General features: G+C 50.0%; 11 protein-coding genes. All 11 read left to right on the top strand.

Annotation, left to right across the window (positions count from 1 at the left end; all coding sequences use genetic code 11):
- The first annotated feature begins 50 nt into the window (after positions 1-50).
- Positions 51-182, top strand: coding sequence for an asparagine synthase-related protein (locus Q8X48_RS08610; protein ID WP_407800583.1), 132 nt, complete (start codon positions 51-53; stop codon positions 180-182).
- A 228-nt stretch (positions 183-410) separates the two neighbouring features.
- Positions 411-1,271: a glycosyltransferase gene (locus tag Q8X48_RS08615; RefSeq protein ID WP_407800508.1), complete on the top strand. Its 861-nt coding sequence runs from the start codon at positions 411-413 to the stop codon at positions 1,269-1,271.
- Positions 1,272-1,274: 3 nt separating this feature from the next.
- Positions 1,275-2,519, top strand: coding sequence for a glycosyltransferase family 4 protein (locus tag Q8X48_RS08620; RefSeq protein WP_407800507.1), 1,245 nt, complete (start codon positions 1,275-1,277; stop codon positions 2,517-2,519).
- Positions 2,516-3,373 carry a dTDP-4-dehydrorhamnose reductase family protein gene (locus Q8X48_RS08625; protein WP_407800506.1) on the top strand — a complete coding sequence of 286 codons (858 nt, stop codon included), beginning with the start codon at positions 2,516-2,518 and terminating at the stop codon, positions 3,371-3,373. The genes Q8X48_RS08620 and Q8X48_RS08625 overlap by 4 nt, the downstream gene beginning before the upstream one ends.
- A 33-nt stretch (positions 3,374-3,406) precedes the next feature.
- Positions 3,407-4,417 (top strand): polysaccharide biosynthesis protein, encoded by a 1,011-nt coding sequence (locus Q8X48_RS08630; RefSeq protein WP_407800505.1) that lies wholly within the window; start codon positions 3,407-3,409, stop codon positions 4,415-4,417.
- Positions 4,410-5,537: a non-hydrolyzing UDP-N-acetylglucosamine 2-epimerase gene (wecB, locus tag Q8X48_RS08635; protein ID WP_407800504.1), complete on the top strand. Its 1,128-nt coding sequence runs from the start codon at positions 4,410-4,412 to the stop codon at positions 5,535-5,537. Before Q8X48_RS08630 ends, wecB begins: the two co-directional genes overlap by 8 nt.
- A 19-nt stretch (positions 5,538-5,556) precedes the next feature.
- Complete coding sequence (locus Q8X48_RS08640; RefSeq protein WP_407800503.1) at positions 5,557-6,519, top strand: UDP-glucose 4-epimerase family protein; 963 nt, start codon at positions 5,557-5,559, stop codon at positions 6,517-6,519.
- A 64-nt stretch (positions 6,520-6,583) separates the two neighbouring features.
- Complete coding sequence (locus tag Q8X48_RS08645; RefSeq protein WP_407800502.1) at positions 6,584-7,609, top strand: MraY family glycosyltransferase; 1,026 nt, start codon at positions 6,584-6,586, stop codon at positions 7,607-7,609.
- Positions 7,610-7,710: 101 nt separating this feature from the next.
- Positions 7,711-9,705, top strand: a complete 1,995-nt coding sequence (locus Q8X48_RS08650) for a polysaccharide biosynthesis protein (RefSeq protein WP_407800501.1) — start codon at positions 7,711-7,713, stop codon at positions 9,703-9,705.
- 490 nt (positions 9,706-10,195) lie between these two features.
- On the top strand, positions 10,196-11,164 hold the full coding sequence (locus Q8X48_RS08655; RefSeq protein ID WP_407800582.1) for an NAD-dependent epimerase/dehydratase family protein: 969 nt from the start codon (positions 10,196-10,198) through the stop codon (positions 11,162-11,164).
- Positions 11,161-12,279, top strand: a complete 1,119-nt coding sequence (locus Q8X48_RS08660; protein ID WP_407800500.1) for a glycosyltransferase family 4 protein — start codon at positions 11,161-11,163, stop codon at positions 12,277-12,279. The genes Q8X48_RS08655 and Q8X48_RS08660 overlap by 4 nt, the downstream gene beginning before the upstream one ends.
- Positions 12,280-12,507 lie beyond the last annotated feature (228 nt).

Consider the following 12,507-nt stretch of genomic DNA (forward strand, 5'->3'; position numbering starts at 1 on the left):
TGGGTATTGACGGCCTAGATCAGGGCGACGTCTCTTGGGGGTGATGGACGATTACATCGAAGAAATGCCAATGGGATGTTTCTCAGTACTTACCGGATGATCTGCTGGTAAAAGCCGACCGTGGTGCCATGAGCGTGAGCCTCGAAGCCTGGGCACCCTTGCTTGATCATCGAGTCGCGTAACTGGCGTTTTCTTTGTCTTCAGAGTAGTTGATCAAAGTGGGCAGAGGACTTGCTGGCTGAGGAGCGAATTAGGAGATAGGGTTGTTTCGATTGTCAGAAAATTCTCTCGGAGTGGCTCCAGCATCAAAACGGAACGTACGATCGCAGTCTTCATTTGTGGAATATTCTGATGTTCCAATCCTAGCTTGATAAAAATAGTCGCTAATACAGATTGAGCAAAAGGTTTCCATGAAGATAGTTTTCAATGCGCTCTCTGCCCGTTTAGGTGGAGGTCAGACATATCTGATTAACCTTTTTCAGTTTGTACCCTTCGACAAGGATATTGAGATTCGCGTGTTTGCCCCTTCGTCACTCAAGCTACCGGATCACTCAAGGATCCGTCGAGTCCAACCTGCCTGGCCGACAGAAAATTCAATTGTCAGAGCCTTGTGGGGAAAGTGGGTGCTGCCCGGTATCTTGAAGGCGGAAAAGGCTGACGTGCTGTTTTGTCCCGGGGGGGTAGTGGGCACTCGTGCACCAGCAGGTTGTAAGGTGGCGACGATGCTTCGGAGCATGATTCAATTTGATTTGCACGTACGAAAAAGTTTACCGCTGGGGTTGCAACGACTCAGAAACTGGTTTTTGAGCCGTATTGTGCTCAAGAACATGTCTGAAGCTAATCTGACGATATTTGTTTCAAACTATGCACGAAGTATCATCGAATCGCTGGCCAAGGCTAAAAATCCCTTCACTATCCATCATGGAATTGACTCTGTGTTTTTGCTACACGGTAAAAGTACTGTTAGTCCGGATTTATTGCTCGGGAAAGAGTGCGCTTTATATGTGTCGAGATTTGACGTTTACAAACACAATTTTCAAGTAGTCAGTGCTTGCGGGGAGCTAGCCAAGGAGCTTTTCGAAAGATTTTCGCCGTTTGATTCCCAAGACAAAGGTCAGGTGCTGACAGAGGTTTTAACAAATTCCGAACTCTTGAAGATGCTGGCCGTTGCGGCGGTTGCGCAAGGTGATAAGTTTGACTGGGAAGATGTCTCAAGAAAAACGTGGTCCGAGCTGCTGGCGTTGGCCAAGTTGCACAAAGTGGGTGTTTGATAAATGAGAGTTCTCGTGGTATCGCAGTATTTTTGGCCGGAATCTTTTATTATCAACGACCTGGTCAAGAACTTATCTGCTCAGGGGCATGTCGTAAAAGTTCTTACCGGCAAGCCGAATTATCCGGATGGTGTTGTGTTCGACGGTTACCAAGCTTGCGGATATCAGGAAGAAAGTTACGAAACGACCGTTAGCGTATGCCGTGCGCCGCTTAGGCCTCGCGGTTCGTCGGGTGCAAAAAACCTGATGCGGAATTATTTATCCTATATCGTAAATGGACTGAAATTTTACCCGGACGCTGTAAAGGGTGAGAGTTATGACGCAATCTTTGTGTTTGCACCTTCCCCGATTACGTCAGTCATTCCTGCCATCTATTTGAAATGGAAACTCAAGAGTCATCTGGCAGTATGGGTCCAGGATCTCTGGCCAGAGAGCTTGAGTGCGACGGGATTCATCCGGAATAAATCGGTCTTGCGCGTGGTCGGGTGGATGGTCAGAGGCATTTACGCCTGTGTTGATACTTTACTCGTTCAGTCGAGGGCATTCCTGGAACCGGTTGCTCGCTATGCTGATCCCGGCAAGGTCGTGTATTACCCAAACTCTTATCAGGACACTCCGCCAGTCTTCGAAGACACCCGGATTCCTGCACCGCTGCTTGCGGAGCTCGAAAACAGTTTCTGTCTCGTTTTTGCCGGCAATCTGGGGACCGCACAATCGGTCGAAACCCTGGTTGAGGTAGCAGACAGGCTTCGCCATCTCTCCGAACTCCGAATTGTGCTGGTCGGCAGCGGTAGCATGCTGAGCTGGATCGAAAGCCAGAAAAAATCCAGAGCATTGGACAACCTTGTTCTTGCCGGCAGGTTTGCGGCAAGTGAAATGCCACATTTTTTCAGTCGTGCCACAGGATTGTTGGTAACGTTGAAGCAAGATGAGGCATTCTCCTATACCATTCCCAGTAAGGTTCAGGCTTACCTGGCGGCGGGGAGGCCGATCATCGCCGCGCTTGATGGCGAAGGGGCTCGGGTTATTCAAGAGGCCAAAGCGGGCCTGACGAGCGCGGCGCAAGATGTAGAGGGTATGGCCAGGTGCATCGAGCAACTTTTCCACATGAGTTCAGATGAGCGGGAGTCGTTGGGGCAGTCGGGCAGGGCGTACTACCTCGAGCATTTCGAAATGGAGCGTCAAAGCGCGCGTCTCGTAGAAATCCTCAGTACCAGGATCAATGAATTGAAGGGTAGCTTAAAATGAAAGTTCTAGTGTTAGGGGTCACCGGAATGCTCGGTAGCACGGTGTTCAGGCAATTCCATGGACACCCGCGCTTTGAGGTGTGGGGCACTTTACGCAACCCCGGTGGCGCAAACCATTTTTCAGACGATGTTCGCAGTTCGCTGATCAGCAATGTTGATGTGCTGGACCAGGACTCGCTGGTTTCTGTGCTGGCACGGGTCAAGCCGGATGTGGTCATTAACTGCGTCGGCTTGATCAAGCAGCTGGCTGATGCCAAGGATCCCCTTTCAGCACTTCCCATCAATGCCATGCTGCCGCATCGCATTGCCAAGTTATGCGAACTGTCTGGCGCTCGCTTGATTCACATCAGTACCGACTGTGTGTTCTCCGGACGCAAAGGGCTTTACATTGAAGAGGATGTCTCCGATGCGGAGGATCTCTACGGTAAGTCCAAGTACATTGGTGAGCTTCATGCCCTGCCGAATGCAGTCACCCTGCGGACTTCAATCATCGGTCACGAACTGGGAAGCAATTACTCGCTGGTGGATTGGTTTCTATCTCAGAACGGCTCCGTCAAGGGCTACGACAAGGCCATTTTTTCGGGGCTTCCTACCGTGGAGCTGGCGCGTGTCATTCGAGATTACGTGATTCCGAATCCGGAGCTTCAGGGCCTTTATCATGTCTCGGTGGCACCCATTGACAAGTTGTCCCTGCTGAAACTGGTGGCAGAAGTTTATGAAAAGGATATCGATATCGTCGCTGACAGTAATCTTTCTATCAATCGTTCGCTGGACTCATCAAAGTTCCAATCCGCGACCGGTTACGTTCCACCTTCATGGTTGGAATTGGTTAAATCGATGCGCGCGCTGCGTTGATCATTAAATTCAATCAGATTTTGGATTATAGTTATGTTCGATAATAAAGTTTTGATGATCACGGGTGGCACAGGGTCATTTGGCCATACAGTGTTGAAGCGTTTTCTGGATACCGACGTAAAAGAGATTCGTGTATTCAGCCGTGATGAAAAAAAACAGGAAGATATGCGCATTGCCCTGTCGAACGACAAGGTGAAATTCTATATCGGTGATGTTCGGGATCGCGATAGCCTTGATCAGGCCATGTTCGGTGTGGATTACATTTTTCACGCTGCTGCATTGAAACAAGTGCCTTCCTGCGAGTTCTACCCAATGGAAGCCGTGCGTACCAATGTTATTGGTACTGAAAACGTTCTGAATGCCGCGATTGCTTCCGGCGTTAAGCGCGTTGTCGTGCTCAGTACCGACAAAGCTGTTTATCCAATCAATGCCATGGGTATTTCCAAGGCCATGGCTGAAAAACTGATGGTGGCCAAGTCGCGGATGATTCCGGCTGCGGGACCTGTGATCTGCGCAACTCGTTATGGCAATGTCATGGCCTCGCGCGGGTCAGTGATTCCGTTGTTTATCAACCAATTGCAAAATGACGAACCGCTGACTGTCACCGATCCGAACATGACCCGCTTTCTGATGTCGCTGGAGGACTCTGTCGATCTGGTGCTGCACGCTTTCGAGCATGCCGAGCAAGGCGATATTTTCGTTCAGAAAGCACCTGCTTCGACAGTCGCGGACTTGGCGCAAGCGCTCAAGGAGCTGTTTGCTCGCGATAATACTGTCAAGGTCATTGGCACCCGTCATGGCGAAAAACTCTACGAGTCGCTGATTTCCCGTGAAGAAATGGCCAAAGCCGAAGACATGGGGCGTTACTATCGAATCCCAGCTGACAATCGCGACCTGAACTACAAGAAGTTCTTTGTTGAGGGTGAACAGGAGATTTCCGATCTTGAAGATTACACTTCGCATAATACCGATCGTCTCGATGTCGAAGGTGTGAAGAAAGTTCTTTTGAATCTGGAATACATTCAGGAAAAACTTGATGCTTAAGGTCATGACGCTAGTCGGCACGCGACCGGAGCTTATCAAGATGAGTCGTGTCATTGCCGAGCTGGATAAGCAGGTCAACCATGTGTTAGTCCACTCCGGCCAAAACTATGACTTCGAATTGAATCAGGTATTTTTCGACGAGCTTGAAATTCGAAAGCCTGATTACTTTCTGGGCGCCGCCGGCGATACAGCTGCCAAGACCATCGCCGAGGTGATTTCGAAGGCGGATGAAGTATTTGAAGTTGAAAAGCCGGACGCGCTTCTGCTCTATGGCGATACCAATACCTGTCTAGCAGTGATTGCCGCAAAGCGCCGCAAGATACCGGTATTCCATATGGAAGCCGGCAATCGCTGTTTCGATCAGCGAGTTCCCGAGGAACTGAATCGCAAGGTGCTCGATCACCTGAGCGATATCAATATGGTTCTGACCGAGCATGCCCGGCGTTATCTGATCGCCGAAGGGATTCGTCCTGAAACCATCATCAAAACCGGTTCGCATATGGAGGAAGTGCTCGACTACTACATGCCGAAAATTCTCACGTCCGATGTGCTGGTTCGAGAGAGTCTGGAGCAGGACAAATTTTTCATCGTCAGCGCTCACCGAGAGGAAAATGTCGATACGCCGGAAAACCTCCGGGATTTGCTCAAGACGTTGCGAGCCTTGGCCGACGAGTATCAGTTTCCGATCATCGTGTCCACTCACCCCCGGACCCGCCAGCGTCTGGAGGCGATAGGTGAATCGCTGGATCACCCGTTGATCCGCTTTTCCAAGCCGTTCGGTCTGTTTGACTACATCAAGTTGCAGATTTCGGCGTTTTGCGTCCTATCCGACAGTGGCACCATTACTGAAGAAGCCTCTCTGCTCAACTTGCCTGCAATTACTATCCGTAATGCACATGAGCGTCCGGAGGGAATGGACGAAGGGACACTCATTATGAGTGGCCTGAAAGTGGATGGCGTTCTCAATGCCGTACGTGTGGTGACCAGTCAGCATGAGCGTGATCGGCGTGTCATTCCCGTGGTCAGGGATTACCAGGCAGGTCCTGTGTCCAAGCAGGTGGTTCGTGTTGTATTGAGTTATACCGACTACATCAACCGTACTGTCTGGTCGAAACCCTGAGCGGCGTCGAGGTTTGAAAATGCGTGTTTTATTGACAGGTGCCACGGGTTTCGTAGGCCGTGCTGTCCTGGGCCGGTTAGCGGCTTCTGAAGATCTGGAACCGGTGGCAGCAATTCGTGGGCATGCCTTGCCCGACTGTCCGGCGCGCGTTACAACTGTTCGAACCGCCGGACTCGATAGTGATGCCGATTGGTCGCAAGCGCTGGATCGTGCGGAAGTTGTCATTCACAGCGCGGCGCGTGTCCATGTCATGAATGATACCGAGTCCGATCCGCTGGAGGCGTTCCGCAAAGTGAACGTCGAAGGTACCCTGAATCTTGCGCGGCAGGCGGCTGGCCAGGGGGTTAGACGTTTTGTGTTCATCAGCTCGATCAAGGTGAATGGCGAAGGTACGCCGCTCAATAAACCCTATTTTGCAGATACTCCACCCGCGCCAGCGGACCCCTATGGCGTTTCAAAAATGGAAGCCGAGCAAGGGCTTCGGGAAATTGCGACTGGCTCAGGGATGGAGGTCGTGATTATTCGTCCTGTGCTCGTTTACGGCCCGGGTGTAAGGGCCAATTTCCTGAACATGATGCGTTGGCTGGACAAGGGCGTGCCGCTGCCATTCGGGGCTATCCATAATCGACGCAGTCTGGTCGCGCTTGATAATCTTGTTGATTTGATATTGACCTGTATTCGTCACCCTGCTGCGGCGAACCAGACTTTCCTTGTCAGTGATGGGGAAGATCTGTCTACGACGCAGTTGTTGAGGCGCATGGGGCAAGCACTGGGCAAACCCGCACGATTGTTGCCTGTACCGAGTGTGCTGCTTGAGCGAGGAGCGCAGCTTTTAGGCAAGCAGGGTTTATCGCAACGGCTTTGCGGGTCGTTGCAAGTTGATATAAGCAAAACTCGAAAATTGCTGGACTGGACTCCTCCGGTGAGTGTCAATGAAGCTCTTTTGTCGGCTGCGAACTACTACAAGGGCAGACAGCGATAAGCTGGCTAACGACAGTGTTGGTTCAATTGCAAAATTGATTTTGGCTGTTTCAGGAAGTTGACCTTTGAACACAATCTGGTTGTTGGTTGCAGTGGTTGGCGTTTCATTTTTGGCCACGGGTGCGTTGCGCCGATATGCTTTGGCACGTAGCTTGATAGATATTCCGAATTCGCGAAGCTCACATTCGGTCCCGACACCCCGGGGTGGAGGTGTGGCCATCGTCCTGAGTTTTCTGGTTGCGTTACCGGCACTAGTCTGGACAGATGACATGGCTTGGCCCATGGCATTGGCTCTACTTGGAGCCGGTGGGTGGATTGCAGTCGTAGGCTTTCTTGATGACCACGGACACATTGCTGCCCGGTGGCGCCTGCTGGCGCATTTCGTTGGTGCCATCTGGGCATTGTTATGGATCGGCGGCATGGCCCCGATCAATGTGTTCGGTTACGAAATAAGTCTGGGATGGTTTGGTTATGTCATCGGGGCTTTGTTTCTGGTCTGGATGCTCAACCTCTACAACTTCATGGATGGCATTGATGGTCTGGCGAGTGTCGAGGCTATTTGCGCCTGTGTCGGCGCTTGTCTGGTGTATTGGATTGGCGGCCATCCGAGTCTCTCCATTCCCCCGTTTGTGCTGGCAATGGCCGTACTCGGTTTCCTTGTCTGGAATTTCCCGCCAGCGCGTATTTTCATGGGCGATGCCGGGAGTGGTTTTCTAGGCATGGTGCTGGCGGTGTTGGCCTTGCATGCCGCATGGACTGTCCCGGTGTTTCTGTGGGCATGGCTTATCCTGTTGGGAGTTTTCATTGTTGACGCTACCTTTACCTTGCTGCGCCGCCTGTTGCGTGGTGACAAAGTCTATGAGGCTCATCGCAGCCATGGATACCAGTACGCTTCAAGGAAATTCGGCAGCCATCGTGTGGTCACGGCTGCAATAGCCGCTATCAATTTGTTGTGGTTACTGCCGGTCGCTATATTGGTCGTCATGCGGTACCTGGATGGTGCGACGGGATTGATTCTGGCCTATGTGCCGTTGGTGGCGCTGGCTTTCAAATTCCACGCTGGCGAGTTGGAAGTCACGAGTAATGCGTGATGGTTGCTCTGGCTATCACGCAATGCCTGGTCCACAAGCGATACCAAAAGCTGTAGTTGCTGTATCAATGCTAGGAGCTTCGAGAGGTGTTTAGAGGGGTTATGGATAAGATTCGGGCAAATTTATTAAGTCTGCCAAGACGACATAAGCGCATTTTGCAGGTATTGACTGATATTTTTCTGGTCTGGCTTGCCTTGTGGATGGCGTTTGTTGTGCGTCTGGGGCTGGACGAGTTGGTCAATCCCCTCACTCAGCATGTTTGGCTTTTTGTCAGCGCGCCTGTCGTGGCAATTCCTTTGTTCATCCGCTTTGGTATGTACCGCGCGGTGATGCGGTATTTCGGCAATGATGCACTTATTGCCATTATCAAGGCTGTCACATTATCGTCCCTGATCCTCGGCGTCTTGGTGTACTGGTACAGCAATCATCAGAACATCGTTCCCCGCTCGATCATATTCAACTACTGGTGGTTGAGTCTTATCATGATCGGGGGATTGCGCTTGGCCATGCGCCAGTATTTTATGGGTGATTGGTTCAGCGCAGCTCAGCATGTCCCGTTCACGAACAGGGATGACGGCTTGCCAAAAGTTGCGATTTACGGTGCGGGGGCCGCAGGCAATCAACTCGTTGCCGCCTTGCGAATGGGGAGGGTCATGCGACCTGTTGCGTTTATCGATGATGATAGCGGTATTGCCGACAGGGTTATTTCGGGGCTGCAAGTCTATAAGCCTAAACATATCCAGCAAATGATCGAGAACACGGGCGCTCAGGAAATTCTCCTTGCCATCCCGTCATCCAATCGTGGTCGCCGTCGCGAGATTCTTGGTTTTCTCGAAGGTTTCCCTCTGCATGTTCGGAGTATCCCGGGGTTCATGGATCTGGCCAGCGGCAGGGTCAAGGTCGATGACATCCAGGAAGTAGACATTGCTGACCTGCTCGGCCGTGATGCTGTTCCGGCCCAAGGGGAGTTGCTTGAGCACTGCATCAAGGGGCAGTCCGTTCTGGTCACAGGTGCCGGAGGCTCCATCGGCTCCGAACTCTGTCGTCAGATCCTGGAGCTCGGGCCCACGACACTTTTGTTGTTTGAACATAGCGAATTCAATCTCTACAGCATATTGTCCGAACTGGAACAGCGAATTGCACGAGAGTCATTATCGATCCGTCTTTTGCCAATCCTGGGGTCCGTGCGCAACCAGGAAAAACTTCTCGATGTGATGAAATCCTGGCACGTGAATACGGTGTATCACGCCGCAGCCTACAAGCACGTGCCAATGGTCGAGCATAACATTGCCGAAGGTCTGCTCAACAATGTGATTGGCACTCTCAATACAGCTCAGGCCGCACTTCAGGCAGGTGTCTCCAACTTTGTATTGATTTCGACCGACAAGGCCGTGAGGCCTACCAATGTAATGGGCAGTACCAAGCGTCTTTCCGAGTTGACGCTGCAGGCGCTCAGTCGAGAGTTGGCGCCGGTATTGTTTGGTGACATGACCAACGTTTCTAGGGTGAACAAGACGCGCTTCACGATGGTGCGGTTTGGAAACGTTCTGGGATCGTCCGGTTCGGTTATTCCGCTATTTCACAAACAGATCAAGTCGGGGGGGCCACTGACGGTCACCCACCCAAAGATCACTCGATACTTCATGACAATTCCCGAAGCCGCGCAGTTGGTTATTCAAGCAGGTTCCATGGGGCAGGGCGGTGATGTCTTCGTATTGGACATGGGGGAGCCTGTGAGGATTGTCGAGCTCGCCGAGAAGATGATTCATCTATCTGGTTTAAGTCTCCGCACGGAAAAAAACCCGCATGGCGATATCGCTATCGAGTTCACGGGGCTGCGTCCGGGTGAAAAGCTTTATGAGGAATTGTTGATTGGTGACAACGTGGCTGCCACTCAGCACCCGATGATCATGACCGCTAACGAGGATTACCTGCCCTGGGATGTGCTGAAGGTCAAGCTGACCGAATTGCTCCGTGCCGTTGATCAAGACGATTATGCGCGTGTTCGCCAATTGTTGCGCGACACGGTTAGCGGCTACACCCCGGATGGCGAAATCGTCGACTGGATCTACCAGCAACGACGCTTGGAACCCTGATTGTTTCATATTTTGCAATGTGCATATTTTTGACGGGGCCACTACATAGCCTAAGTTTGAGGAGCAGCTTCGGAAAGGCTGCGTTCTAAAATGTAGTCATGGGACTTCCATTATGCGTACAGGCTATCTCTACTCTCTATTTTTTGCTCTTCTCACCAGTGTTCCCATCGTTGCTTTCGCTGTTCCAACGACCAGTCCTGAGGTGGTCAAAGCACCTCAGGTACTGGATGTGGCCACCAAGGAACGTAATACTCCTTACTCCAGCTTACGATGTGTTTTATACTGTTTCGCCAGAACGACAGAAAGGGCGCAGGTTCTTTGCGCTAATCGAAATGCTTCCTGATAAAATTTTAGACTCCTGTTGAGTTAAGTAGGCGTACTGAGTAGATGTATTATGTTTTTTTAGCTGTTTTATATTTTTGATGGTGTCTGTTCGAATAGTAGGGCTTGGTTTGTTTGTGCATTTAATGAGTGAATCATCTTGAATACTGTGATAAGTGATGCTGAATGTGAGGCTCGCGCTACCATTGAACAGCGTATTGTGGTGATAGGTGGAACTGGCTTTGTTGGTCAGCATTTACTCAGGTCTTTAGTTGATTGCAGCAAAGAGTTCGAAATCGTTTTCGCGGTCCATCGAAGTGAACCACGTTGGTTAACAGAATCGTCTATACAGGTCAGATATTTTGACTTGGATGATAGCGCGTCATTAGAACAAATTTTGAATCGCGGCAGTATCGTTTTGAATTTGCTGCGGCCAGACGGCACCGGATGGTTCTTGTCTGCGATCAAGAATGTTTTGCGCGCTTGCGGCAATGCACACGTTAAACGTTATATCCATATTTCAAGTATTGACGTTTTTGGAGCAAACCAAGACAGCATTTGTACTTCGTCGTCACAGATCGTGCCGATCACGCCTTATGAGCGTGAGCATGCCGCTGCTGAGAAGCTTGTGTGCGCCATCAATGCGGAGTCTTTCGAAACCTTGATCTTGCGTCTTGGCGCGGTATTTGGTGTCGGGGGATTAAATATTGTTTCATTCGTAAGAGAAGTTTCGAGTGCCCCCGGCTGGAAGTTGGCATTGCGTCGTTCATTGTACGGTGTGCGACGGATGCATTTGGTCAGTGTTGAGAAAGTAGTCGAAGTTTTGTTGTTTATTACAACTGCAGCGCCAATAGTTCAAGGGGAAGTTATTGTCGTGACGGACGATGCTGACGCCGATAACAATTTCGCTTACCTCCAAGATTGTTTGCTGGAAGTATTTAATCGTACTGCAGTTTTGCATATACCTTACCTTCCCCCGCAAGTACTACGTTTGGTATTAAGTGCGAGGGGGGTTAGTAATACCAATCCAATGCGTCGCTTTCATGAGGGGCGATTGTTGCAACTTGGATTGTCTGATTCTGCACTGTTCGCCAATCGCCTGAAAAGTTATTTGAGTCACTTGAGGGCAACAGTATGAATGTTTTATTGATTAATATTTCTCTTGATGCACAACGTGGCGGTGGAACAGCGGAGCGCACAAGACATTTAGCCAATACCCTTGCGGATAAAGGCTGTTGTTGTCAAGTCATCGCGATGTCCGGTGATTCCTGGCAATCAGAATTTAATAGTCGGGGTGTTAAAACTTACATTACTGGAAAAATTGGTCAGCGCTTTCCAATCCCATTGGTCAATTTTATACGACTGTGGAAAGCGGTGAAGTCTGTTGATATTATCCATATCATGGGCTATTGGAATTTACTGAGCATTATTACCGGCTTCTTCGCCAGAATCGCGCGGACTCCTTATGTGCTTTGCCCTGCGGGTGAATTTGCTTCCATCGGAAAACCTCGTCCAGTTATGAAGCTATTTCATTTGTTGGTTGGTAAGTCGCTTATAAATAGGGCGTCGGGGTTCATTGCAATTACTCAGTTGGAACGGGCACTGATTGCAGATATTACTGGTTTTTTACCAGATCGTATCCCCGTCTTTCCGAATGGGGTGGCGGAACCCGCGTTAACTCCAACGCGTACACTGCAGTATCTACCTGAAGAACCGTATATTTTATTTATGGGTAGGCTTGCCCCCATTAAAGGTCCTGACTTACTGATTAAAGCCTATCTCTCCACGAAGGCAGCCCACCATTATCCTTTAGTGCTTGCCGGGCCAGACTTTGGAATGCAAGCTGAACTAGAAGCTTCTTTGATTGGCCATGAAGTATCTCATCAAGTTCGTTTTATTGGATTTCTCAATGAGGCCCAGCGAAATGAAGCTTATCAACACGCATTGATGCTTGTCATTCCCTCTAGATCGGAAGCCATGTCACTTGTTGCTCTGGAGGCCGGAATTACAGGTTTGCCGGTATTACTGACAAATACATGTGGCTTTGATGAAGTACAGACGATCAACGGGGGGAGCGTAGTCGATCCGACAGTTGCTGGCATCAGTAGTGGACTTCAGATTATGCTTTCAGAGATCGACGATTTGACGCATAAAGGGCAGCGACTTAAATTGTTTGTGATCGACCATTATAGTTGGCATGTAATCGTAACTAATATGGTCGATTATTTTGAGGGTTTTTCTCAGGAAAATTAAAGTTGTGATTTAATTGTAGGGATTCATTCGCATTATTAGATATTCTATTGCAATGTCTATGGCAGCACTTTCCATTAAATTATTTAGTAATCGCTTCGTGGCGAGCTCGATGCTGTAATCCAAGAAGAGTAATGGCGCCATGCCAGCTAAAAGCACGAGATAATTGCCGCTGTAAGCAATGCTGCTATAGGGGTAGGGGGCATGAATATACAGTTTTCGAATGTTTCA

This window comes from Pseudomonas sp. QLc11A, assembly GCF_052112305.1.
GTDB classification, from domain to species: Bacteria; Pseudomonadota; Gammaproteobacteria; order Pseudomonadales; family Pseudomonadaceae; genus Aquipseudomonas; species Aquipseudomonas laurylsulfatiphila.